The sequence below is a fragment of the Pedosphaera parvula Ellin514 genome (assembly GCF_000172555.1).
In the GTDB taxonomy this organism is placed as follows: domain Bacteria; phylum Verrucomicrobiota; class Verrucomicrobiia; order Limisphaerales; family Pedosphaeraceae; genus Pedosphaera.
Genome location: NZ_ABOX02000020.1, coordinates 1 through 26,691, shown reverse-complemented (window position 1 = coordinate 26,691; position 26,691 = coordinate 1). Strand labels below are relative to the sequence as shown.

The 26,691-nt window shown below is 54.0% G+C and carries 17 protein-coding genes; 1 reads left to right on the top strand and 16 read right to left on the bottom strand.

The features are described 5' to 3' along the window. Positions 1-94: 94 nt before the first annotated feature. The 12 genes from CFLAV_RS16115 to CFLAV_RS16060 form a co-directional block, all read right to left on the bottom strand. Positions 95-2,260: an autotransporter-associated beta strand repeat-containing protein gene (locus CFLAV_RS16115; protein WP_007415837.1), complete on the bottom strand. Its 2,166-nt coding sequence runs from the start codon at positions 2,258-2,260 to the stop codon at positions 95-97. A gap of 148 nt (positions 2,261-2,408) precedes the next feature. After that, a complete protein-coding gene (locus tag CFLAV_RS32480; RefSeq protein WP_007415836.1) occupies positions 2,409-6,923 on the bottom strand; it encodes an autotransporter-associated beta strand repeat-containing protein in 4,515 nt (1,504 codons plus the stop codon). Positions 6,924-6,971: 48 nt separating this feature from the next. Further along, the gene (locus CFLAV_RS32475; protein ID WP_007415835.1) at positions 6,972-7,835 is read right to left on the bottom strand and encodes a type II secretion system protein; all 864 of its coding nucleotides are present in this window, start codon (positions 7,833-7,835) and stop codon (positions 6,972-6,974) included. Positions 7,836-7,991: 156 nt separating this feature from the next. After that, entirely contained in the window at positions 7,992-8,879 is an 888-nt protein-coding gene (locus CFLAV_RS16100) for an AraC family transcriptional regulator (RefSeq protein WP_007415834.1), read from the bottom strand. Positions 8,880-9,248: 369 nt separating this feature from the next. Further along, positions 9,249-10,202 carry a DedA family protein/thiosulfate sulfurtransferase GlpE gene (locus CFLAV_RS16095; RefSeq protein WP_007415833.1) on the bottom strand — a complete coding sequence of 318 codons (954 nt, stop codon included), beginning with the start codon at positions 10,200-10,202 and terminating at the stop codon, positions 9,249-9,251. 84 nt (positions 10,203-10,286) lie between these two features. Beyond that, complete coding sequence (locus CFLAV_RS32470; RefSeq protein WP_007415832.1) at positions 10,287-12,218, bottom strand: MlaA family lipoprotein; 1,932 nt, start codon at positions 12,216-12,218, stop codon at positions 10,287-10,289. Between the two features lie 283 nt (positions 12,219-12,501). Continuing rightward, positions 12,502-13,011 (bottom strand): ester cyclase, encoded by a 510-nt coding sequence (locus CFLAV_RS16085; RefSeq protein WP_007415831.1) that lies wholly within the window; start codon positions 13,009-13,011, stop codon positions 12,502-12,504. A 274-nt stretch (positions 13,012-13,285) separates the two neighbouring features. Continuing rightward, positions 13,286-14,056: an SDR family oxidoreductase gene (locus tag CFLAV_RS16080; protein ID WP_007415829.1), complete on the bottom strand. Its 771-nt coding sequence runs from the start codon at positions 14,054-14,056 to the stop codon at positions 13,286-13,288. Positions 14,057-14,086: 30 nt separating this feature from the next. Next, positions 14,087-14,881, bottom strand: a complete 795-nt coding sequence (locus tag CFLAV_RS16075) for an SDR family NAD(P)-dependent oxidoreductase (protein WP_007415828.1) — start codon at positions 14,879-14,881, stop codon at positions 14,087-14,089. Positions 14,882-14,902: 21 nt separating this feature from the next. Then, positions 14,903-15,373, bottom strand: coding sequence for an ester cyclase (locus tag CFLAV_RS16070; RefSeq protein ID WP_007415827.1), 471 nt, complete (start codon positions 15,371-15,373; stop codon positions 14,903-14,905). Between the two features lie 85 nt (positions 15,374-15,458). Beyond that, positions 15,459-16,142, bottom strand: a complete 684-nt coding sequence (locus CFLAV_RS16065; RefSeq protein WP_007415826.1) for a hydrolase — start codon at positions 16,140-16,142, stop codon at positions 15,459-15,461. Between the two features lie 38 nt (positions 16,143-16,180). Next, entirely contained in the window at positions 16,181-16,834 is a 654-nt protein-coding gene (locus tag CFLAV_RS16060) for an NAD(P)H-dependent oxidoreductase (protein WP_007415825.1), read from the bottom strand. An 88-nt stretch (positions 16,835-16,922) separates the two neighbouring features. On the opposite strand from CFLAV_RS16060, the gene CFLAV_RS16055 reads away from it, so the two are divergent. Continuing rightward, on the top strand, positions 16,923-17,843 hold the full coding sequence (locus CFLAV_RS16055; RefSeq protein ID WP_040549086.1) for a LysR family transcriptional regulator: 921 nt from the start codon (positions 16,923-16,925) through the stop codon (positions 17,841-17,843). A 12-nt stretch (positions 17,844-17,855) separates the two neighbouring features. On the opposite strand, the gene CFLAV_RS16050 is transcribed toward CFLAV_RS16055, so the two are convergent. The 4 genes from CFLAV_RS16050 to CFLAV_RS32460 all read right to left on the bottom strand — a co-directional run. Next, positions 17,856-18,281: a hypothetical protein gene (locus tag CFLAV_RS16050; RefSeq protein WP_007415823.1), complete on the bottom strand. Its 426-nt coding sequence runs from the start codon at positions 18,279-18,281 to the stop codon at positions 17,856-17,858. Positions 18,282-18,659: 378 nt separating this feature from the next. After that, entirely contained in the window at positions 18,660-19,211 is a 552-nt protein-coding gene (locus tag CFLAV_RS16045) for a sigma-70 family RNA polymerase sigma factor (protein ID WP_007415822.1), read from the bottom strand. Positions 19,212-19,384: 173 nt separating this feature from the next. Then, positions 19,385-22,714: a serine/threonine-protein kinase gene (locus CFLAV_RS32465; RefSeq protein ID WP_007415821.1), complete on the bottom strand. Its 3,330-nt coding sequence runs from the start codon at positions 22,712-22,714 to the stop codon at positions 19,385-19,387. A gap of 52 nt (positions 22,715-22,766) precedes the next feature. After that, on the bottom strand, positions 22,767-26,691 hold a 3,925-nt coding region (locus tag CFLAV_RS32460; protein WP_007415820.1), incomplete at its 5' end, for a family 78 glycoside hydrolase catalytic domain.

Genomic DNA, 26,691 nt, shown 5'->3' with positions numbered 1-26,691 from the left:
ATCATGACGGGTAACTTGAATAGAAAGACTCCCCAAGCCTAACCGCCTGGGAAGTCTCGTTCCAGCATGTTTACAACCTAATTCCATTCCATGTTTACGGTAAAGCGAGGCGGTAGAACACCGTCGGATTGCCCGATGAGACCGGCAGCGACACCGAATTAACAGACGTCGAACCGGCGACCACCGTCCAATTACTGCTGAGACCGACGTTCAGAGGGTTGGTTTGAACTTCGAGTTGCCAACCAATATGGTCTGCGGGCCAGCTCAGGTTCAGATTCCCGCTGACAAACTGCGCGGTCATGGTGGTGGGAGTTGGGTTCACAGCCTGATAGACCGAGACGCTTCCGTCGGATGCCAGATTGTTTACCCAGCCCAGACCGCCATGCAATGGAGCCAGCGTGACATTGTCAAAACTTCCGATGCCCACCTGGCTTAGCAGGACGAATCTGTCTCCAACGGTCAGATTAGGACCGGCATTGGTGACCACCAGATTGCCACCCAAGGACATGGCACCAGCCACAACCAACAAATCATTGGTGGCAGGGGTGCTTTTGTCGATTTCAAGAATTGTGGTGCCTTGAAGCGTGAGGTTGCCGCCGATGGTCAGCACGCCAATGGGCATGCCCGGTGCGAGTGTGCCGCCGGGTTGGATCGTAACAGTGCCGCTGATGGTGCCATTGCCGCCCAGAGTAGCGCCGCCCTGCACCGTTACGCCGCCGGTTCCGGTGCCGGAACCGGAGGTATTGTTCACGAGCAACATGCCACCGCTGATAGTGGTGCCGCCTTGGTAAAGATTTGCCGCAGTAAGTTCCATTGTACCAGGGCCAGTTTTCACCAGCGTGCCGAAATTACCATAGTCCCAATAGGAGTGGATCAGAACGGCGGGCACATACAGGTCAATGCCATTGGTGGCACCTGAAGCGACGTTGAAGGTGGTGCCGTTTGGGGCATCGAGAATCTGAATGCCATTTTCACTGCCATCACCATCCGTTCCTGTACAGGAGATAACGGAGGACAACGCGTTGCTCATTACGTTAACTGTGTTCCAGAGCGCCCAGTTTTGGCGTGCATAATTGTTCCCGCCTGTAGCGGAGAGCGTCCCGCCATTGAGCGTAAGCGAATTGATGGGGATGAACGTGGCGGTCTGTGCGACGGCACCTGGACCGACAAGCAGAGCCTGCTGCGGCGGGTCGCTCAAATTATCGCCGTGAAAAGGCTCGTAGGAATTGATTATCAAGGCGCCAGGGCCCATCGCCCAGATGGTGCCGTTGCCGCCGACATAGGTGGTTGGAGACCAAGTGTAAGTATCACTCCGGTTGAAGGCGATGGTGCCATAATTACCATAGTAGGCGTTGTCCACCAGATTGCCAGTGGTTCCTCCGTTGCCGATCTGCAACACGCCAGAACTGACGAAGGGACTAAGGGCAGGGACATTGCCAGCAAGAACGAGTGTGCCACCACCGGATTTCTCCGTAAATGCGCTGTTACCGCCAGTAAGTGTCCCGGTAAGAATCAAAGTGCCACCAGTATCCACACCGATTGTGCCTTGATTTGATTGGCTGCTGATGATGTTGCCGGAATAAGTTCGCGGATCACCACCGCCACCATGCAACGCTCCCTGGCCATCGCCTCCAAAACCATTTCCGCTCAACGTCAGGGGTTCGGCCGTTGGATAACTAGTGCCGACCAAATATATCGAACCACCCACTTTGACGACGGTGCCATCCGCAGTGCCGCCGAAGGCATTGGTGGATTGGGGATATATGACGACGTTGGATTCAATGGTAGTGACGCCGGAATAAGTGTTGCTGCCGAAGATGCCAAGAACGGAACCCAGGGTGGTGCTGACTGGATTGGTGAAATCCACGCCACTGCTTCCAGCGATGGGAATGTAAAATTGGCGATAACCGGAAGATGCCAAGACAGGGGTATTGGCGCCATTATTCAGGGTCAACACACTGCCGTTGGTGCTGACGAAATTTTCATAAAAGTAAGATAAGTTCGTTTCGCCGATGTCTAGTGAGCCTAGCGTGCGGTTGGAATCCAGGACGACGCTGCGTTCAGCGGTGATAGGAACCGCGCTAAAGTCGGCTGAATTGCCCACGCCATTGGCGATAATGCCGCCGACCCAGTTGGTGGCGGTGCTCCAGATGCCATCGGCATCCACGTTCCAAGTACTATTTTGTGCCAAACAGGAGGAAGGGTTGCTCCCTGCCAGCGCAACCATGGCAACGGCAAGCGTGATCTTAAAGGGATTCATGCATTTTGATATATTGTTGATGACGAGTTTTCTGCTCTGGTTACAAAAATGGGCTATGGGGAGACTTTCTCATCAAATGTTGCTTCAGAGAATAGACGTTTCGACGGAAGGCATGGACAATTCACCGGTGACATTTCTTTTTGCAAACTCATGGCAAGACCAGTCGATAGAAAGCGGCGGCATTGTTTGATTGGATTGGCATCACCCACTGGTTGGAAAATGTTGAACCCGGAATTATGTACCAATTGGCGGACAAACCCACATCAAGCGAATTTGTCTGGGTCTCCAATTGCCAGCCGGTGTGGTCGAGCGGCCAATTCAGAACGAGATTATTTCCGGAGAACTGGGCGCTGAGATTGATGGGCGTGGGATTAACCGCCTGGGCGACCGAAAGGTTTCCGTTGACCGAAAGGTTGTTGACCCAGCCCAATCCTCCGTGCAGCACTGGAAGTGAGATGCTGTTGAAAACGCCGTTTCCCGCTTTGCTGAAGAGTTTAAAATTGTCACCGGCGAGCAGTGTCGGCCCCAGGTTGGTAATAATGAGCGTTCCCCCAAAATTCAGGGAACCGGAAACGACGACGAGATCGTTTGAAGGAGAAAGTGAACGATTGATTTCCATCACGGTAGTCCCCTGAAGGGAAAGGCTGCCGACAGTTAGTTTGCCGATGGCTGCGCCAGGCGAGAATATTGAGCCCGGCTGCGCGGTGACGGCACCGCTGATGTAGCCTGTGCCACCGAGCATGGCACCACTTTGAATTATGACGCCGCCGGAACCGGTGCCGGAGCCAGTGGTGTTGTTGACCAATAGAACACCCGCACTAATAGTTGTGCCACCCTGGTAAAGGTTTGAACCGGAAAGAACCATTGTGCCCGGGCCAGTCTTGATCAGAGTCCCAAAATGTCCGAAATCGTAATACGAATGAGTGAGCGTGGCGGGAACCAAAAGATCGATGCCGTTGGTGGCCCCATGGGCAACATTAAACGTGGTCGAGTCCACAAGTTGGACAGCCGAAAATGGACCGGTGCTGTCCGAAGCTGTGCCATAGTTGGTGATTACCGCGGTAATCGGATTGGCGAGAACTGTCACTCCGCCCATCAACACCCAACTGGGAGAACCACCGCTATTGCCCGATGACGAGGACAATGTCCCACCATTGAGCGTAATCATGCCGATGGGGGTGAGTTGGACGGTTTCAGCCGTTGATTGCGGGCCGACGTAGAGCGATTGAGAAGGCGGCACGTTGAATGGGATGTAACTATTTAGCACCAACTTTCCCGTTCCCATTTGTTGAATCGTTCCCGAACCGCCCACGTAAGTCGTCGGTGACCACGTGTACGTATCGCTACGGTTGAAGGCCAGTGTCGCGTAGTTCACAACGTTTGCATAACCGGGTGGAAGGTTTCCGGTCGTGCCGCCATTTCCAATCTGCAAAACGCCGTTACTGATGACGGTGCCGTTTTGGTAATAGTTGCTCCCGGTGAGCACCATTTTGCCCGAGCCCGTTTTGATTAATTTTCCGAAATTCCCGTAATCATAATACGAATGGGTGAGAGTGGCCGGGACGAGGAGATCGATTCCATTGGTGGCGCCTTTGCCAACGTTGAAGGTTGTCGCATCGATTAATTGAACGGCAGCGAGTGGACCGGCCCAGTCGGAGCCGATGTCGGCGTTGGTAATCAAGGAGGTGACTGGATTGCTCAACACAGTGAGGCCACCGGTTAAAACCCAACTCGGATAAGCACCGCTGTTACCGGCAGAAGAAAAGAGAGTGCTGCCAGTCAGCGTAACGGGGCCGATGGGGACAAAACTGGCGGCTTCGGCAATCGATCCAGGGGATACGATCAAAGATTGGGTGGGATGGCTGCCAGCAGCGCCGAGCATATTGTCAGCTCCAAAAACCAGGTTGCCCGGGCCCAGTTGAAGAACTGTTCCGGTGCCTGCAGGAGAACCGTTGGTGTCTCTGAACCAATTGTTGAGGACAAAGGAATCGCTGTGGTTGAACGACAAAGTGGCATTGTTCAGCACAGGACCACTGCCGAGATTGCCTGTCGTTCCGCCGGCGCCCACTTGCAAAATGCCTGCGTTGATGACCGTCCCACCGGCGAAGTCATTCGCTACTCCGAGGGACAACTTGCCAGTGCCGCTCTTTATCAATTTACATGTCGCTCCCGAGATATCCCCTGCCCCAGTGATTGAATAATCCTTGGCAACATTGCTGACCGTGACGCTTGCGGGACTGACTGTCTGGATCAATGCGATAGTAACTATGGAGGAACCGGTGGCTGAATCATCGAACTGCACTGCATTTCCGTCGCCATAAACAATGTTATTTGCGGCGCTGTCCTTCCAGACGCCGGACGTGTTGGTATCCCAATTGTTGTTACCGGCAGCCCAGCGCAATGGGCCAGGCATTACAACAACGATGGCACTATTGGTCACGATGCCATTGCCGCCGGTCACTTGCACAGTGTAAGTTCCGGCATTGGTCAGGCTGGCGGATGGGAAGCTCACGGTATTGGCAGTCTGTCCGTTAAGAATGTTGCCGTCCTTTCGCCACACATAGGTGAACGGAGGCGTGCCCGACGCAATCGTGGTCAACGTGATAGAGGAACCCGGCATGACCGTTTGACTGATCGGTCCGCTGCTTATGGTGGGACCGGAACCCAATCTGAATAGCTTTGCCTGATTAGCCCCCAAACTGACCGTCCAGGTGGTTCCGCTTACGGAAGAGACAGCGCCGCTCCAAAGGTCGACGGCGGTGTAAGTCCCGGAAATTCCCAGCCTTGCCAGATTAAGATTTTTGTTCGCGGTGGATGAGCCGTAATTAAAGACTGCCACGTACCAGGTCGAGCCGTCCCGTCGCAAAAAGGTGTCTGCAGCGCTGGTTCCCGTGTTGCCCTCCACGGCGCGAAAACTAATGCCCGCGCGGGCGACCTCGTTTATTGCCGCGTTGGTCAGGCAGGTTCGAGCCAGGGATTGTCCCGTGCCGGAGGTCAAATCATCGCCGTTGATGAACACCGTGCCGGATATCACGCAACTCAGCAGGCGGCTCTGGTTCTGGTTTGCGGTCATTCCGGCAAATTTCATATTGTCCGGATCGTTAAATTGATACAGCCGGCCGTTGAGCCACCAACCATACGTGAGAGCCTGCAGTTCGAAGGCGCTGTCGGTGGCGGTGTCACAAGTGATTCTCCTGGCGTGGGCGTATTGATAAGGGAAGATCGGCGCGATGGATTCGCTGAGGAACATCCTACCGTTGTTCTGCTGCGTGATGTACCGCATGCCCTGGTTGTAAGCCTGGAGTCCGGTAGTGATATTCGGATCGTAGTGAACGCCTTCCAAGGCACCATGTGTCAGAAAATCCAGTTTGACGTATTCAAATCCAAATCCTTTGAAACGGCTGAAGTAGTAGCTGATGGCTTGCTTGACGCCGGGATGCGTGGGGTCCAAAACAAGGCCTGAATCCAATGATTGAACATGGCCGGCATCATCCCGCAACAATGCTTCGCTCCATTTATATCCGCTATCCACGATGAAATTGTTGAAGCTGTTCGACTCGGTATCCCAATAAACAAAAGGCGTGTAATAAACTCCGGCTTTCTGGCCGTTGCCGTGGCAGTGGTTCACGAAGTTCTGTAGTTGTACGTCGGTGAAACCGCCGTTCGCATCAAGATTGATGTAGACCACGCCGGCGTCATTGAAGTTATTGCTTTGCAGATTGGTTTTGATGAAATCCGACACGACCATGGAATTTGAATAGACGTTCACGTTGGTCAGTCCGGCATAGGGGTACCAGGTATTCCAACCGAACGGGACCCCGCCATTCCACGCCAGCCTGGGCGCCATCGATGCGTTGGCGTTCGCGTAATCCTCCATCGTTGTCCGCCAGTCGCTGCCGAAGCCGACGAATACCGTTGGTGAAGAGATCGTATTTCCAGTGACGAGGCCGTGCGCCATGGTATCGCGCGTGTCCGAAGACGTCACACCGCCGTACACATTCAGAACGTTGAGCTTGTTGTTCGAGCCCTGGAAATACACGCCAGTTTTCCAGGTGTCGTGAGTGACGGAGCCTACCACGAGGCCATTACGGCTGGTGTTGTCGTAAAAAGCGGAAACTTCGTAACTGCTGCTGGTATTGTTGATGGGCATCGCATTGTAAACAAAGGAAAAGGAGTCGTTATCGAATGGGACGATTAATGCACGATCGTCCGCGTAGGCTCCAATATCCACACCTCCCGCGATGTCCATAACGACCGGCCCCATCCAGCGCGATTGCAAACCGTTTCCCATCATGTCCAGGCGGGTCAAGAAGCTGTCATCCTGGTCCAGGATGAAAAGCTGTTTCATCATTGGAAGATTGTTACCGGTCAGGACGATATCCACCTCGTTATTCGTCACCGTCCAGACACGGTTGCTGTAATCCGTGCCGGTGATGTAGGTGTCGAGGCCAACACCGCCGTAGAAGCCCGAGATTTTGAGGCTGTTATGCCAGTAAAAATTTGCCCGGCCAGTGCTCAGGTCATATTCGAGACGGACGTTGGCGTTCGTCATTTTCAGAATGTTGCCCACCTGAACCGGGGGCAGCAGTGGCCCTGCGGAAGTCGTGAAGGGGTCGGCGAGCAGGCAGCCGACAGCGAAAAAAGAGGCAAAGAATATGCGCATGGTGAAAAGGCGAAGCACAATTCAAATGAGAAGCTTCAGGAGAACTTGTCACCAGTAAGCATTGGTGGGGCTGGGGATGGTCGGATGATTTGTCGGAAAGAGAAAATTGGAGGCATGTCCGTCACCGAACAATGTGGGGAAAATGGAACGGCCCTGGTCATTATGCCAGGCGCTGGATGCATTGTTGATGTTGCGCGCATACCAGGGGAAGTCACCGAGGATGAGTTTCGTTGTTGGAGCAATGGCGATTTCTGAGGATTTAATTGGACCCTCATTTCCCGTTTGAGGCCAGGGCCAGTTGGAGGCACCACCGACGTGACGAACCCCGACGTTAGTGTCGTCGAACCAGAAGGCCATGTAATAACTGATGCCATAGGCGTCCCAGCAGGATTTGACGGTCGGGTAGTCGGCGTCTCCTTTGTCGGCCGGGCAGCGAAAAATGTTGATGCCATTGGCGACGTATTTATTCAGAGGCCGGTTGGTTTGATCAACATTGCCACCGTTCGGTATCACCGCTATGTAGCCCGGATCGGTGGGCTGCAAGGTGGAAGTCTGTCCACCGTAGGCGACCCAGGTGGGCCAGACAGGGTAAAAATCAGCATTTTCATCAGCATATATGAACAGGGCGATGCCCTGTTGGCGCACATTGTTGAAGCAAGAGGTGCGTTGGGCGTTTTTTTTTGCCCTGGCCAAGGCGGGCAGGAGGAGACCGGCCAATATGGCGATGATGGCGATCACCACCAGCAATTCGATCAGTGTGAAGGCTTTGTCCGGGGGTCTGGAAGATTTCGCCTCCCTGGCCATGCAGTTTTGCACTTTCATAAATATCGTCGATTCTATTTCGAGCGCGCCTTCCACCGCAAACCGTTTGTTCGGTTCATGCAGGGTTAATGCGTGAATTTGCCGTTTCATAACGTGCTCTAGATGTGTGGACTTGTTTTGAGTGTCCCACACAGCCGTTGGGAATGGAATGGACGTTTAAGCGGACGATATGGACAATTAGCCTGAACCTCAGGCGGGAGGGCGCGACTTGAAAAATGGAGTCCGCGCGGTCAAGGCTGGAAGGCTTCAGCTGGCGTAGCGGCGACGGTGCTCGGAGGGAGAATGATTGTGAACCTTGCGAAAAGCACGGGAGAAATAAAATTGATCTGAGAAGCCAAGCTGGTCACCTATCTCCTTGATGGACAGTTCAGTAGCGTTGAGCAATTGAACCGCCCGCTGCATGCGCAAGTGATTCAGGTAACTGAGCGGGGCATAACCCGTCACGCGCCGGAATGAGGTGCTGTAATGGGACCGCGACAGGTTTACAAGCGCGGCGAGCGTGACGATGTTGAGAGGCTCTCGAAGATGGCCTTTCATGAACTCAATGCTGTTGGCCATGCGTTCGCGCACGCTGGTTTCGCCGTATCCGAATTCGTCCTTGTGGCGGAGAATCAAGCCCATCAGATGCGTCAATGAGTGCGCGGCATAGATCAGGTGTGTAGGGGTAAAGCCGTGTTCCAGGGACTCCAGGACCTCCTCAAACAAAGAGAACAACTGAACATCCCCGCCGAGTGGCACGACGGGTTTTTCCTCGGTCACGCCGAGCTTGTCCAAATAGACCGACACATTGGAGCCGACCGCATGGAACCAATGGATGGTCCAAGGGGAGTTTTTATCAGCGCCATAGACGTGCGGCGTAAAAGCGTTGATGACCAGCAATTGATTTTTGGAGATCTGGTGCTTTCGTCCGGCGATTTCGCACCAACCGTTTCCTTTGGCGCAGTAGATGAAGATGACCTCGGGACAACCCTTCCGCCGTACGCAGACATGGCCTTTGGCCGTGGGATAATAGCCCGCGTCCGTCGGCAGCAAATGCTGAAGGAGCGGGTTCTTTATGGAGGCGGCCAGGATGGGGCGCGGGACCACCACCAGGCGCTGCCCCACAAATCCCTCCGGCTTCTCGCGTGTTTTCATTGAATGGATGATAATGGATATATAGCCAAACTGAATTCAAGCCCATACCATTTCCTTGATTACTGATTTTGTCGAATGGAGAAAGAAGACAAGCTGGAATGCTAATTTTTCTGCGCAAGACACTTTTTTGATTCAGAGGATTGCTTTGTTACGGAACAGGCCAAGACCATTTGCCGGAATAAAGATTAAAGAGCCAACGCTCTCTTTGATGGAGAAATTCAGGCATTTGGGATGAATTGTCAGAAGCCTTCAGGAGAATGGGTTCCAAAAAGCACGCAACGGTCTGCCACCATGCCGTCCAATTCGAGAAGACTTAGATTCAGATTTTGGAACCTGCGAATGTCACGCCGCTACGGCGCCGGTCTGAGGTTAGACAAGTGTTGCTCCTACAACACGCAATTCTGTCGGGTAATTGCGCTCTCGCCAGGCATCGATTCCTCCCAACAAGGGACGGACGCGCAAAACGCCTTTGCGATGCAGCCGCAGCGCGACTCGCGCGCTGCTTACCTCGTTGGGACAGGAGCAATACAGAATGACGTCACGGTCGCGGGGGATCTCCTGCTGACGACGTTCCACCTCCTCCATCGTCATGTGGAGGGCGCCTCGAATTAACGATGGATCCTCTGCCAGTGCCGCATGAGACCGCAAATCCAGGATCATGAGGTTCTCGCCCGCTTCCAATTTTTGATACAGTTCATCTACGGTAACTCGCGCCATCCGCAATTCACGCAACACGCGATACCTCTGGAAATACTTGTAACCGATGTAAAGAGTGCCCAATCCAACGATCAAACCCAACGCACCGCTTCCGAGGCTGCCGATTGCCGCCATGACCTGTTCCAACTGACGGCCGAACAAGGCTCCCACAATCGTGAAGCTTCCGACGTAAAGAAGGGAACCCACTCCATCGAAGAGAAGAAATCGTGGGATGCTGACGCCAGAACTGCCCGCGAGCGGGGGCGCCAAAGTGCTTAAGCCCGGAATGAATTTTGCGGCAACCAAGCCTCGCATCCCGTAGCGTGCGAACACATCCTGCGTCCGGCGAACGCACGAGTCCGGCTCCAGCGAGATGCGGCACAAGAGCCCTAATACGCGGTGACCGCGACGACGCCCCAGATAAAACCAGATCGAGTCCGCAATCATACAGGCCATGAAGGTCACGCTGACCGCCAGCCATGCATTCAACCTTCCACCTGCGATCAGAGCGCCCGCCGTCAACAGCCACGGTGCGGCGGGCAACGGAAGGCCGGCCTGCTCCACAAAAACGACCAGAAATAAAACACTCCCGCCGTGGCTCAGAAGAAACCGTGTGATCTCATTCATTCCCAGCTCCCTCCCGCCGTGGCCGTGTCGTTGAAATTAACAATTCCATGCTGCCGTATTTACCATCCCGCAAGGCAGTTTGCGCTATTTATTGTTCTCTGCACTAGTGGCATGCGTCGACTTGGAATCAAGCCCATGACGCGTTTTTGACGCCGTTTGGATTTCTGCCAGGCCATCAAGAGCCTCCAAAATGGCCCGTTGCACCACTGGCTGTGAAAGGTTGCCCATATGGCCGCCCCGCTCAAAGAGTGTCGCGCGTGCTGGTCCGAATGTGGCCTCGATCCAATTAAGATCCTCAGCCGCCAGGATAAAATCGTTCCGGTTTGCGATGACCTGGATATTATGGTTGTCCTGTAGTTCGGCGGAATAGGTGCGCAGATCCGTGCCCTTGTCCATTGTCTCGGGATTCGCGATATCGATGCCTCTGGCCTGGTCATAAGGGCTCGCAAACTTATCGATATAATCCCACAAGGAGTACTGCATGATTTCCTCGTAAGCAGCGCGCCGCCTTGATTTTTTGAGCGGATGTTTCAACACGCCTTGATTGTGGCGCAATTGGCTGCTGAAAATCATGTCCCGCAGCGTCAAACGGAAACCCAGGCCGATCAGGAACCTGCTTTCGATGTCATTGAATGGCAGGACGGACCCTGGCGCCGGGGGGCGTGCGCCCAAGGCCGCCACCTTGAGCAGCGTGTTTTCAATGTTGGAGGTTCGCTCTCCGGCGGGCCAGGCCAATGGCGCCTGGTAAAATTGGTCCACATTGGTGACACAGTACTGCAAACGAACCGGGGCATCGATGGCGACGTAACGGTCAAATTTGAGCAATGGAGTGTCATTGGTGGCTGCTGTCGCCGCCAGGAACAACGTCTGGAATGCTCCCATGGAGTAACCCATCAGAGCCCTTGCGCCCAGGCGATGCGGATACAATTCCTCCAAACGGCGGTCGATCTGAGTCAGTGCGACGTGCACGTCGCGCACGCCGACGGGTGGATAGGATGGAAGGTCGGTGCTCGAGGCGTGCTCCATGAATTCGGGATGGAACGTGCTGCTGATGCAGACGGGGGAGAAACCGTTCTGGTAGAGAAGTTCGGCCAGCGCCAGCTCATTCCCGGCCAGGCGATGGGCGCCAAAACCAGGCACCAGATACACGACCGGCGCATGGCCTGGTTGCAGCCAGAAGGTGAAGTCCAATTTCTTCCCGGTGGCGGGGATTAATACCGATCGTGTTTTGCCCAGGGCTGGAAATTCGGCGTTTGTATAAGTGAAAAAGATGGATTGCAGTGTTTCCAGCGCCGCTTCGTCTTTGCTTCCATCCACACGCCAGTCAACCCGCCGGTTTTCGTGCCCAAAGCTCCAGGCGTATTGCAGGATCGAATATGAATCCGCCTCGGCCTGGCTGAAGCGCACGGCCCCCTCCACGGTGTCACCGAAGTTATTGGCCGCGACCCCGGAACCGATGTAGCTATAGGGGGCAAAGTAGGTCAGCGGGTTGGCGGCCATGTCCCCGACCAGGCCGGTGGCGTCCCGCCCGTCGCTCGGTCCGAAAACCGGCAGCATCAGATAACACCCCGGCTGCCAGCCCCATTTCCTGAAGGTCTGGCCAAAATCCGCGTCGTTTTTGGGCACGCCCCAGTGCGTGGCCACATCGAAGAACCCGCCCAGGCCCAACACTGTGTTACACAAACAGCGTTCCGTTTCCTGACCCATCCCCGCCCAGTTTCCTTGCAACATGTTATTCGCGAGTCGTCCCGGATAGGTCAGGTTTTTGCCCATATTCCCAATCCCCGTGCGCACGGGCTTGGCCACCACGCGCCGATACACCTTGGAGGTCGGCCTCACCAACGACGTCATAAAACCCGTGTTGAACCCCCAAATGGCGCGATTAAAAGGCTCGATGGGATCGTTGAACCCGGAAGGAAGGACGATGGAATCTCCGGCAAGGCTGGGTGGAACCGTTTGTGGCAGCGCGTTGGTTGTTGGCGGCGCGATCGGCTGCCCCAGTGCGATTTCAATCATCAGGCAGCCCACAGCGGTAATCCACGGCAGTCTGGTTCGGAGTCTCCTGTGCGATTTGTAATGTGCTGGTTCCATGGGTTTGGAGTGATGGCTTTGGTCAGGTTGAGGGTGATTTGTCATTCCACCTGCCGCCCGGCACGATGGAGAAGGTCTGATGAGGCGGTCTGATTGGTGGATTGTTGGGGCAAATACGAAGTATGCTTACGGCTTCCAGTGAATAGAATTTTGAGACCGTTGAACCAAACATCTTTTTCCCAATGAACAGGAACCCGTAGCCGCCCGGCTACTTTCGCGTGGATGCATCACTCGAAGTGCGCTGAGCGTTCCCCGCTTGTGTCGCCGTGGGTAAAGCGCCGAGCTGTTGCATAAGGGAGAAAAGATTTGCCACACCCCAGTGTTCCGTGATTTTGCCGTTATGCACCCGCATGACATCCACGGTTTCAAAGTGGATTTTTCGACCGGTCGGCGCCACGCCCAGGAATGGTCCCTCGTGCGTTCCATGATACGTCTTGTAAGTCGTCACCAACTCCCCGTCGCTGGCTTGCCAATGAATGTCTGCATGGAAATCGGGAAATGCAGCGCGAAGCCTGCGGTACAGAGTACGGACGCTATCTTTGTCGGTGCCGGAATTGGGTTGGGGCGTATGATCCAGGAAATCATCAGCGAAGAGTTGCTCGAAGACGTCAAAGTTTCCCCTGCCCTGAACCTCTTCCGTGTTCCTGCGGACGACGGCTTTTACAGCATCGCTGGAAACACTACTATTTTCGGCTGTTGAATTATCTTGCTTACTCATTGTTCACATTCCGTCAAAATTGGTTGGTTGTCATATCTTAGCTGTTCCATTGGCACGAAGCCTTGCGTAACTGGTCACTACGAATCATGGGAGGATTACTGGTGAGCTTGAGCGACGACGTGCGGCAATACGGCAATATCTTCATGAACCTCGTCCTCGACCTTAAGGACTGAAGGTGGGCCATACTGATAAAAGCGGACGACGATGGACATAATTATTTCCGAATATTGGCGGGGTAGTGGTCGTGTTAGTCTGGCATCGTGTGGCGCATGGATCAGATCACCGAGAGCAGTCCGCCATCGACGAAAAGCGCAATGCCGGTAACATAGCTCGATAGGTCAGACCCAAGCCAAACAACGGCATCACCAATTTCAGAAGGTTTACCGAGTCTGCGCAACGGAGTGCGCTTCCTAAATTCTTCAGCCGCCTCTGCAATTCCCGGCGTTGTGCGCAGCAAATGGGTGTCAATCGTGCCTGGGCAAACCGAGTTGACCCGAATGCCATCCGGACCAAGTGCATCGGCGAGGGCCTTGGCCATGAGCACAACACCGCCTTTGCTGGTCGAATAAGCGACAGTCATGCCCGCGCCCGATATCCCGCCCATGCTTCCCATCAGCACGATACTGCCGGATTTTGCCCGCGCCTTCATCTGACGCGCAGCTGCTTGTGCACCAAATAGCACGCCATCAAGATTGACTGCCATAAGGCGGCGGTAATCTTCTTCGGCCACGTCGGCACCATCGGATCGTAATGTGATGCCGGCATTGCATACCATCACGTCCACGCCGCCAAATTCGGCGGCCGATTCGACTAGCGCATCCACTTCAGAGCGTTGACTCACGTTAGTGCGGAAAAATCGTGTGGGGACACCAAGCGATTGGATCTCACGGGTCGTTGGTTCACCGCCTTCTCGCGGCGCCTCGGCGATGTCGGAAACAATCACCGCTTTCGCTCCATGCCGTGCCGCCGCAATTGCGATGGCCCGGCCAATGCCGCTCGATGCGCCGGTGACAATCATCACCTTACCTTTTAGAAGTTCACTCATATTATGTCCTCTTTCCTGGAGGTTTGCCCATCACTCAAATTCAAAGCCACCAATCGTCATGCCGCCGTCGACGACGATCATTTGCCCCATAACGTAACTCGCTTCGCTCGAGCACAACCAAACAGCCGCAGCAGCAACTTCACTGGGCTGGCCCCCTCGCTTGGCGGGAATAGCCGAAAGCCCATGCTTGGCAAATGCAGGATTCTGGGCACTTTCTGCGCGTACCATTGGTGTATCGGTCCACCCGGGAACAAGCGCATTGACGCGAACTTTGTGAGCGGCGTTTTCCATTGCAGCAACACGAGTGAGGCCAAGAACAGCATGCTTGGAGGCGGCGTAAGCACACATGCCACCTGGTCCAGTTATGGCGGCAACAGAAGCGGTGTTGCAAATGGCGCCACCGCCGCCACGTTTCAAGAGCGGCAACTCATACTTCATACATAGAAACACACTCTTCAAATTGACCCGAAGAACCTTGTCGAAGTCGTCCATCGGATACTCCTCAATTCGGTGGGCTCCGCCAGTGATGCCGGCGTTATTAAACGCGACGTCCAGTCGTCCAGCTTCTTTGTCGATTCGTGAAAGGAGGGATGAGACTTCTTCTTCGACTGAAACGTCAGTGTGTGCGATTTGGACTTTGCCTGAGGCTTTGGTTATCAGACTTTGAGTTTCGGCAAGGCCCCGATCGTTAATGTCAGCGCAGTATACCAGAGCGCCCCGGGCGGCAAATGACCTTGCCGCCTCCCGACCTATGCCGGAGCCGGCCCCGGTAACTAAGACAACTTTATCGCGGAAATCATTGGGTACGGTGGATGTGCTACTCATATTGGGTACTTACTCTGTATGTTACTTTGCGAAAACATCCAATTGATGGAAACCAGTCATCCAATCCTCAGTGTGCCAGGTTCGGATAATCTTTCCGTCCTTGAATTCATGGATGTCAATGGCCTGGATGACCAGTTTCCGACTTTTGGAAGGAAAGCCCATAAATGACGCTTTCTGTGTCCCCGAAATTTCGGAACGAACGACAACCTTGTTTCCTTCCTGGAGAACATCCTGAATCGTAACCTTCAGGTCAGGAAAAGTCTTTGTGAGCTCGACTAAAATTTGTTTTGCACCTGCTGGCCCGGAGGGCTGACCGGGCGCGGGTGGAATATCAACCCAGTTCTCGCTGAGGATCTTGTCAAGGAGGGTCGAGTCGTTTTTGTTGAACGCCTCATACCAAATGGTGACGTCTTTTTTGTAAGTTTTCATTTTCTCGGCATGGATGGGCGAACAGAACATTAAAGCCAGTAGAAGCGGCAGAAAGTGTTTCATGTGCGATTACTCCGCTCGATCATTTCGGTCAGAGCGAGCGCGCATTCGCCTTGGAAACACCGTTCGCCTCAGAACACCTTTATGTTCACCGCGAATTGAGCAGCTGCTGCTCCCACACAAAAGTGGTGCCGACGACGCCTGCATGTTCCACGAGCATTTGAGCCAAGGCGGGCGCGGTGTCGGTACGAGCCCAGTCGCGCTGGAGTTCTGACCCGAAGACCATCCAGGTGATCGGAACGGCGCCAGCTTGAACCATCCGCTGAATTGCCATCTCGTGCGCCTCTACGCTCACACCGCCGGAAGCATCGGTGACGATATAAACCTCATAGCCTTCACCGAGAGCCTGAATGGCTGGCATCGCGAGGCATATTTCGGTCCAGAGCGCCGCCATGACGATTTTCTTGCGGCCGGTCTTCCTGACCCAATCCACGATGCGCGGGTCTTCCCAGGTATTGATGAACGTACGGTCGATCGGCTTTTGGTCAGGAAATACATCCTGAAGGGGTTTTAGCAGGTAGCCACCCTGCCGTTCGAGGACTGTCGTAAAGAGCGTTGGCACACCGAAGACCTTCGCGGATTTGGCGAGCCCTACGACATTGTTGATCATCGTCTGAGTATCGTGGCTGCGGAGGCCAGCAACCTGGAATGGCTGGTGGTCGATGAGTATTAAAGCGCAGTTGCCCGGCGTGAGCAGTGCTTCGAGGCCGACTTTTGCAGCACGTGAGTGATTCAATGTTGCGTCAGCTGTTCGGTTAATGTTGGTGTTCATTATTTGTCTTTTCTATTGGTTGCTGTCTGGTACGAGTTTCAGATGTGAAAGATTACCTGTTCTTTGCGGAAGCGAACTTTTGGGAGGGCAGCGAACGTGTCCTTTTCAGAGCGGAAGCCGAGTGTGCAAATTGCCACAGCACTTAGTCCTTTACTTTCAAGACCAAGGATTGAGTCGTACTGAGCGGGCACAAAACCCTCCATGGGACAGGCGTCAATTCCCAGCAGTGCGGCACTGGTGAGGAGGTTGCCTAGTGCGATGGCAACTTGTCGTCCAGCCCATGCCTTGAGCGCAGGCCGATCCATCGCGTTCACAATTCCACCAACGAGCATGTCGCGAAACGGGGCCAGCGCTTCAACGGTTTGGCCTTGGACTTCAGCAGTCCGCTTGATATGCGCATCGACATCCGCTGCGCTGAAGTTCTGCTTGGCGGCAAAAACCACGAGGTGAGATGCTTCCTTAACCTTGGTTTGACCATAAGAGGCGGATACAAGCTTTTCCCTGATTGCAGGATCATCGACCACGATAAACGCCCAGGGCTGCAACCCCCCGCTTGACGGAGTAAGCACCAGCGCGTCCTCAAGCGTAGTCCAAACCTCGGGGCTGATTTTGCGAGCGGAATCAAACTGCTTCACTGCGTAGCGCCAATTAAGTTGTCCGAGAAGTTGTCTGGGCGAAATATTCGTATTCATGATGTTTTTAGATTATTCAGAGAAGAGTTGTTCGGGTAACGCTGATTGGTGATTGCGGTGATGCATGTTTTGCATCACTGTTCCGTTTATGATTTTGCAAATTCGCGCGTTCCTTTGCGTGATCGAGGAAGGCAGTCTGCATCGTGCCGCCACGCGTTTGAGTCTGTCGCAATCCGCACTTTCGCGGCAAATGCAGGCTCTTGAACACGAAGTTGGCGGAAAACTTTTGGAGCGTAGTTCCACTGGAGTGCAACCAACCACCGGGGGCCACGCTCTGGCGGCGCGGATGGGGCCATGTCTTGCGAGCTACGATGCCGCCATGCTGGAGGTCCGTCGAATTGTGTGCGGCGCTAGTAAGCGGCTGCGTATCGGCTACGTCGGCTCTGCCGCGCTTGATTATCTCAACCCCGCCCTTACCGAACTGCGCCAGGCCTATCCGGCTGTGAAGTTGCAGTTGCACGATCTTTCGCCCGGTGAACAAATATCTGCTTTGCGCCATGGCAAGATCGACGTGGGGCTGATGGACCAGGCTGGTGACCTCCTCGCACTTGATTTTTCCACCCGTCGGGTGGCTACTGTTCCAAGTCTTGTTTTCCTGCCAGCGGACCATTCTCTTGCTTCTCGAAAACGAGTGCGACTGGCCGAATTGAAAGGTGAGGCATTCGTAAGTGGGCTCGAATGCGACATGCCCGGATATAATCGCCGGGTTGCCCAGCTTTGCCGAAAACTCGGGAAATTCAGGGTAAAGTTTATTGGCCAGCCTCAAAGCCTTGCCGAAGGGCTCGAGCTTGTAGCTAACGACCACGCGGTCTTGCTCCTGCCAGGTTTCGTGCGCCATCGAGCCGGCCCCGGTGTGTCCTTGATCCCGATTGCTGACGAAACAGCAACCTGGAACTTGGATGTCGTCTGGCAGCGCGGGAAAGTTGTAGAGCCGTTGAGCGCTCTGCTCAACGCTCTTTCCTCGTCTGCAGGGAAACAAAGCCATAAACGAAAGGCGAATTTGGTGTAGCATGAAACTCCCTCATGCGCTGCGAACATTCTCTTCAAGTCGCCGTGATTCCCTAGGCGCCAGCAGCATTGCCGAAAAAGCCCCTCGGCTCGTCCATAGCAAAAATAGTGACAGCAACGCGACCAGTGATGGCATCGGAATCAGTCCAGCGCCCTTGACGAGGAAAATGTGGAAGCAAAGTATATTGACGACGATTGGACCTAGCGTTAGCAGGCCAAGTGCTCTTGTGCGTGGGATTGCGACGAGAACCCCACCTGCAATTTCGAGCAATTTCACGAATGCAAAGTAGCCAGTTGGTATCATGGCACCCAGGAAATGCCCAGGCGGCGAATCTGCGGGCGGGGCTGGCATGGGAAAAAAGTGAAAGAAGTAGTTGAACGCGACGACATTGAAAACTAGTCCGAGCAGAATTCCAGCGATGTTAGAGGCGAGTTTCATGAATATTGTCTTTAGGGATTCAGCAGTTGTATCAAGTCGATTCCCGTTGTCGGATAGTTTTGATTTTCATCTCGATTCTTATCATCATTAAGTAATGCGAGATTTCGGAAAAGAAAGGCTAACCGAATTTGAAAAACTTACCGTCATGTAGTCATTCTGGCTAAAGTGATCCTCCTCACTGTAGCTCTACCGGAATTCGCCTCCCGCCGCTGCTTGCTGATAGGACACCTCATCCACAAAATGAAGATTCGCAGTCCGCAGAAGAGTCAGTGCGATGCTCGGCAGAACTCTGCATGCCCAATCTGCGAGATGGCCAGTTCTTCGGGAAACGATGAAGAAAGGTGAAGCAGTTCAGATTCAGAATTGACTGGCGACAGACTAGGAACCTTTGATCTCTTGGAAAAGCCACGCACGCGCGAACGTCCAGTAATTCTTTGCCGTGGCGACAGAAATGCCAAGAAGCTGAGCCGCTTCCTCATTTGTCAGGCCGCCAAAATAGCGCAACTTGACCAACTCGGCCTGTACGGGATACCTCCTGGCAAGTTTGTCCAATGCCTCGTGCATGGCCAGTACTTGATCGTCCTCATCAGGAGCTGCCAGATCGTACCCATCGATGTCCACCCGCTCTAGTCCGCTGCCGTGACGCCGGGTGAGTTTGCGGCGAGCACGGTCTATGAGGATGCGGCGCATCGCTTCGGCGGCAGCGGAAAAGAAGTGAGCACGATTTTCAAATCTCGGCACTTTGCCATCAGCCAATCGCAACCATGCTTCGTGTACGAGCGCAGTCGGTTGGAGCGTCTGGCCGGGTGCTTCTCGGGACATCCTGTAGGTCGCGAGTCGCCGCAATTCATCGTAAACGAGTGAGAGCAACTGTTCTGCGGATTTGGCATCGTCTCCTATGAAAGCTAACAGTTGTGTGACATCGCTCATGTTTCCTGAGATACAGCGTTTCATCGCAGAATTTATCAGTGAGATTTCTCAGAGGCCATTCTTTTCTTCAGATTCATCAAACGTAGATTCCGCGTCGAGGCTGACGTGACGGATCAGCTCCTGGCAGATACATCCTGATCAAAGTCCGTTCGATCTTCCTTCATGCCTGGAGTTTATTTTTTGTATGGGTTGCTTTCCGAGGCAGGTTTACCTTCGATGAGCGCAGTGGCTTCGTCGATCAACGCCTGGGTGATGATCCAGTCACGCCAATCGACACCAAAATCATCGCTATCGACCTGGGGCAAATTGTTTTTAACAAAGTCCTTGCCCATCACTAACACGGCACGGGCATTGTCCTTTTGGTTCAGCCGGTAATGGGCCATCGCCAGAACGGGATAAGCCTCGGCCTGAGCGAACACAATACGTCCTTCCAAGGCCTTTTGCGCCCACTCTCTGGCTGCGGTAAAACGCCCTTGTCGATATTCTGCCAGCGCTTTGCAAGTTTGGAAAAAGGGAATCGCAACCAGTTCGCTGCCGTTCGTGACGGCAGTATCAGCCAGGTTGCCAACCAGCTGAAAATTCACTTCCGACAATGGAAGCATGAGACAATCTTTGGCCATGCGGTCAGCAGCGCAAGCATCGGTTGTGCCTGCAAATTGACTCATCATTCTTTGGCAAAGCCGTTGATAGAGGACGAGGTCTCTGGAAGCGACCAGCAGCGGCGCCAAAGTGTGGTAAGCCAGATTATTTGTTGGTTGATACTCAAGGACGATGCTTGCATCTACAGCGGCCTCTTTCCACCGGCCCTGCCTCGCAAAGAGTTCGACCCGCGCATTCAATAAAGTGACGCTTCGAGGATTGCCAACTAATGCCGGGGTAAGAAACATGGTTAAACTTTGCTCAGCTTCGCCAAATTTTTTCTGGCTCAGAAGTAAGGAGAGAAGTTTGTTGACTGAATCAGCTACGAGCTGATGCACGTCACCCAAGAGTTTACGTCTAATTTTGAGAGCTCGGCGATACATTGTCTCAGCCTCAGTCAACTTGCCTTGGGCTTGGAGCACGTTTGCCAAAGCATCGAGCGATTCAGCCACATCCAGGTGTTCCTCGCCCAAACTTTTGACTCGCATATCCAGCATTTGCCTATACACGGTTTCAGCTTCCGCCAACTTGCCGGCGACTTCGAGCAATTCGGCCAAATGTCGGAAAAATGTGAGCCGTTGTGGACTTTCATCGCTCAGGAACTTGCCTTGTATTGAAAGTGCTTCGCGCAGGTTGATTTCAGCCTCAGCCAACTTCCCTCGCTGCTGGAGAATCAATCCAAGGCTTTCAAGACTAACCGCCACAGCCGGATGTTCGTCGCCGTAAAGCCTGCGTTGCATCGCCAGCACCTGGCGATGTCCCATTTCTGCCTCCTCTTGCTTGCCTTGGCCGCATAGCATGATGTTCAAGTTGAGGAGCGTCGTAGCAATCATTGGATGCTCATCACCGACGAATTTGCGTTGCATTGCCAAAACCTCGCGCTCCATGGATTCAGCTTGGGCAAACTCACCTCTTTCCGCCACCAAGGCTGCCAGCTTGTGCAGAGAATCAGCAACCTCCAGATTGTCGTTACCCAACACCTTCCGACGCATCTCCAATGCCTCCACATTGAGCCTTACTGCCTCGGACTGATTCCCTTTGCGCCGGAGCACCTCGGACAAACCTTGGAGGGAGGTGGCAACGTCAGGGTGCTCATTGCCAAATATTCTTTGCCGGATGGCTAATGCCTCCCGAAATGCACTTTCCGCCTCGTCCCGTCTGCCTTCTTCCAGCAACACGCGCGCTAGATTGTTCAGCGATGCAGCTACTTCCTTATTCTCGGTGCCAAAAAGTCGGTTGTAGTTGGCCAGCGCCGCACGATGCATGGTTTCTGCCTTATCATACAGCGCGAGCTCATGATAGACGCTGCCAATCATGCTTCGCAGCTCCGCTTCGACGGCCGGCTGGTTGGTCAATTCTTTGCCGACACGCTCAGCAGCCTTATCAAGAATCTCCTTCAACATTGCGGTGTCTCGACCACGTGCGACTGACGGACCCACTCCTTGCAGCATGTCCTCCATGAACTGGGTCACTTGTCGGCTTTTGGCTGCCTCACTTAAAGCATACTTTTTATCCGCCTCCGCTTGCGAGCGAGCGCTATCTGCCTCCAGACGCGTCCGATTTTCCTTGGCTAACAGCCAGGTCGTGATGCCTAAACCCGCGACCAGCAAAACGGCGATAATGCCGAGCCCGCCGAATAATAGTTTGTTCCGGAGAAATAACTTTTGAAACTTGTAGAGAGCATTGGGGGGTCTGGCAGCAACCGCCTCGCCCACCACGTAATGCTGGATGTCTTGTGCCATCCCACTGGCAGTCTGGTAGCGGCGCGCTCGATCTTTCTCCAGCGCCTTCATCACGATCCAGTCGAGATCACCTGTTAGGGCACGAACTAGCTTGGGTGGCTCGGCACGCCTACATTGAGCTATCGTAGTCAAGTCTTGCCCCGCCATTGTGCTTAATCGCGTTGAAGGCCGCACTGGCTCCTGCTCGCGAATTACACGTCGAATCTCATCGAGCCCTGCCTTCAGAAGCTCGTGAGCATCAAATGGCGTCTTGCTGGTCAGCAGTTCGTAAAGTAGAACCCCCAAGCTGTAGATATCCGTTCGAGTGTCCACGTCCACACTGGTCAGCGCCGCTTGCTCCGGACTCATGTATGCGGGCGTTCCAATCAGCATTTCAAACGCTGTGAAGAGTGTCTTATCGGTCAACCGTTGGTTCGTGGTCGCTTTAGCAATTCCAAAATCAATGACTTTCGGTAGAGCTTTACCCTCGGCGGTAGTTGTCACCAGGATGTTTGAAGGCTTGATGTCTCGATGGATGATTCCCTTCTGATGCGCATGCTGCACCGCCTCACAAACCAGAATAAAAAGTTGCAGGCGAGCGGAAGTCGTCAATGAATTCTGGTCGCAGTATTCCGTGATCTTTACTCCACGAACCAACTCCATGACGAAGTAAGGCCTGCCAGCATCCGTAGCTCCGGCCTCCAGCACTTTGGCGATATTTGGGTGATCCATCATCGCCAGCGCCTGCCGCTCAGCCTCAAAGCGGGCTATGACACTCTTTGTGTCCATGCCCGCCTTGATGACCTTAAGAGCCACCAAACGTCGTACCGGCTCATGCTGCTCCGCCATGAAAACAATGCCGCAGCCGCCTTCGCCGATCTGCTGCAACAATTTGTAATGACCAATTCTGTCACCCGGTCCTGGTCCCGCCGACAGTGTGCGTCCACCCCCAAGTGCTGCATCCACTGGGAATTTTCCCAGAAAGTCTCCTGCCTTTTCGTGGGCTCGCAATAATGCATCGACACGCTCGCGCAGACCGGGGTCGTTTGCGCATGCAAACTCCAAATAGGCAGTCCGCTCACCGACAGGCATCTGGACTGCCTCCGTGAACACTGCTAAATCCCGATCGGGTTCATCGTTCATGAGTTCGTGCTAGTTCCCCGTACGGCATTTGCGACGCTCAGACGGATCAAAGTCACTGCGGAGCCGCGAGACGATAAAATTGTTGTTGGTTTGTTGCCGCAAGGTTTGAGAAAACAACATGGCCATTGGCATCGGCTTGATTGGTAGCCAGCGGGGACCACAGCACTGGAGCCGACAAGCCTGCAGTGGTCATCAAGACGACAGGCTGCCCCGCTTGACCAGTGCCTCCAATGGAAAAGTATTGACCGCCAGGGATTGAGTTAATGCCTTGAATCACCGGCGGCAGATTGGTAACGACAATGTTCACAACACCGGAATCAGAGACATTGCCACCGTTGAAGATCGCCCGTGCAAACACCTTGTAGTTACCTGCAGTTGGATTGGTCCAAATGTACGTATACGGCGCGCTGGTATCCGTGCCAATCAGAGTGTTGGTACTGGCATAGAACTGTACCGAGTTGATGGTATTTCCATTGCTGTTTACTGTTGCAGCGAGATTAACCAGCATGCCTGTAGCAAATCCGGTGTTATTGATCGGGCTCGTCAATGTTACCATTATAGGAGCAGGCTGAAGCGAAGGAGACACTCGCACACTATCCAGGAAAACCGTGTTGTCACCAGTGGCCAAATCTGTACCGACAAATGCAAGGCTGTGGTTTGCCGCCGTCGCTGTGAAATTGGCAGTATAGTCCACATAGCTGGTGGCAGTTGGTCCGGGATTGAAGCTAGCGATCACATTTCCATCAATCCTCACGTCCCAGGATTCTCCACCATGTTGGTTGCCACCCGCTCGTTGCGCGGCGGCAAAAGTGATGGTGTAGTGCGTTCCAGGAATGAAGCCGGACAAGATTTGTGAAATAACCCCGTTTGATTGAACAAATCCTACTTGTGTTCCCTCGGGGGCCGACGGATTTTCAGAGGTAAAGCCGCTATTGTTCGCCGCGATGCCCGAGCCGTTGTCGGTGCCTCCGGTAAAATTCCACGAAACGCCCTGCGGGGTATACATGTAGCCGCCACCAATGTGTGGGATTTCAAAACCTGCATTCAGAATCTCACTCGGTTTGGCACTGGCCTCGGAAGAATTAAAGCTCTCGCCATTCGAGTAAACCGCAGAGACGACATAATACCAGGTGACGCCATTGCTCAGCGGCGCATCATTGTAATTGGTGGTGTTCAAACCACTGACCAATGTCGCGTAAGGCCCGCCTGACGCCGTGGAACGTTTCACGTTGTAACCGGTCGCGCCCGGCACTGCATTCCAGTTTAAACTCACCCAACGGTTGCCGGCCTTCGCAGTCAAACCGTTCGGGACCGGCAAAACATTCCACGCGAACTGGTAACTTCCCGAAGCAACCGACCAAACAGAATAGGTCTGCGCGCCACCACCTTCAAAGTGATCGAACGTCACGCTGGAAACACTGGCTGCGATGGCGCCACCCTGCCAGATGGTTGTGCCAGTTTCTTTGATGACCAGATTTGTCGCACTACCACCCATCGTTGGTAGATAAACCTTGGCCACCGCTCCCGGCGGAATGGTGATGTTAAGGTTGACGTCCTGTCCGCTCAATTGCCACGCGCTGGAAATCGTTCCATAAGGCGATTCGTGGGTTGCCTGTGCCCAGGTCAGCCCACTCACGATCTCGGGTTTGATAGTCACAGTCTTGTAGCCCGGCGCTCCGGGGCGGATGCCGGCGAGATACTGAATGAACCACGCCGAAATATCGCCAAACATCACGTGATTGAGGGAATCAATGCTCCCGGTTCCGTTCCAGGTTTCCCACAACGTAGTACCACCGGACAGGACCGTGTAACCCCAACTCGGGTAGGTTGTCTGGGTCGCGAGCGCCAACGCGGTATCGGACTGACCGTTGTCACAGAGTGCACGCAGTAGATACTTCGAACCGAGGATTCCCGTGTCAACGGTGTTGCCTACCCCTCGAACATTATCGGCCAACGTTTTGGCGACTGCTGGAACCTGATTCGTATCCGCCAATCCGAAATAGAGCGCGGCCGACTGCGCCGTCTGGCTGCCCACCGAATAAAGTTTCGTTGTTGAATTGTAAAAGGTGCTATTGAATGACGTCTTGATCTGCGCAGCCAGATTGCTGTATTGCAGCGATTCAGCCGTGTTTCCCATCAGCGCTGCCGTGCGGGCTACGATCAAAGCGTCTTGATAATAGTAAGTCGTGCCGGTCACAGATGTGGGAGTTGTCGTGGCCGCAGGCAACCAGTCGCCCAAGCCAAACGAAACGATGTTTCCCGACGCGACACTGGTCAGGTAATCCACATACGCCTTCATCCCGACATAATTGTTCGTCAGGATGCGTTCATCGCCACAATGCTGATAAATGGACCACGGGATGATCAAATATGCGGACTCCCACGGCGGCCCCACGCTGGCGCCCCAGACAGCGTTGGGGAGAACGCCATAACCTCCGCTGGCAAATTCCTCCGGGCGAAATTCCCGGAGCCAGCGCGTGTAAGCAGCGGCGCTGCCGAAATGCGTCAGGCCGATTTCGCAGGCAAGCTGGGCGTCACCGGTCCAACCGTTCTTTTCCCGGTGCGGACAGTCAGTCGGAATGCCGACGAAATTACCGAGGTACGACCACAATGTATTCGTCTCAATCCGGTTGAGCAAATCGCTGGAACAAAGAAAACTTCCCGCCGACTCGAAATCGGTGTTCAACACACGGGCTACGAGTGTGTTGGTTGTCGGTGCTGATGGAAGCCCTGAAACCTGGGCGTACCGGAAACCATGATAGGTAAAGCGTGGCTCCCAAACTTCCACGCCTCCGCCTTTGAGGGTGTAAATGTCCTTCTGAAAATAAGTCCGCTGGGAATCCACATAGACATTGATGTTGCCTTGATCCACCGAGCCGTTGCTGTTGGTTTTTTCGCCAAACACCATCGTCACCACCGTCCCCGCAGGGCCGGTGACTGATAAGCGCCCCCATCCAACCAGGTTCTGACCAAAATCGAACGTGTAAACTCCGGGCTGACCTGAAACAGGAATGATTTTAACAGGAGACATTGTTTTTTTGACCCGGATCGGTTCGGCATTCGGGGCTATCAAATCTCCCCTGATACCCTCTCGCAAGATAGCCGAGCCCCAGGCCGAGTCGTTGTAACTGGCGGCCGCCCAGCCCTGTTGCTCCAGTCGAGCATCGTATACTTCACCCAATCTTGTTGCATCCAGCAGCAGCGGACCAGTCGAAGCTTTCCATGTTTGATCGCTGATCACACGCATGCTTGTTCCGTCGGTGTATTCGACGTCCAATTGCATGATCGTCTGCGGCAATGCGCGCCACGGAGCGTTGTAGGTGTTCCATGCATCCGTCGTCCATTGGTTGTAGAAACCGTTGGCAAGCTGAATCCCCAAAGCGTTTTGACCTTGAAGGAGGTTCGTCGTCACATCGTAGGTGACATAGTCGGAATGGTCATCATATCGCGTCCAAGTCGGGTCCAAAACGTGGTCACCGACCTTTGCGCCGTTCAGTTGAAGTTCATAGTAACCAAGGCCGCATATATAGGCAGTCGCCCGTGCAACCGGTTTACTCACGGTGAAGGTCTTCCGCAGCATCGGACTTGGCGGGGCGGGTAAAATGTTTGTGTCAGTGTTCATCCCAATCCAGTTGGCACTCCAATCGGAAGGACTGAGCAACCCCATGCTCCACGCCGCGGTGGGACTCCATGCTGAAGCGGTCCCGTCCTGATCCCAGACTCGCACCTTCCAGTAATACTGATGACCCGAGACCAGTGGCTGTCCATCGTATGCAGCGAGAATTGACTGGTCTGAAACCACCTTGCCACTGTTCCACATATCACCCTGATTCTGCGCAAGAATTGCCGGACTTGAGGCCACCAGGACTTGATAAGCTGTTTGATGACAGCCACGGTTTGTTGACGTAAGAACCCAGCTAAGGCGCGGCTTGACCACGTCAATTCCAAGCGGGTCTTGCAGATGTTCGCATCGCATC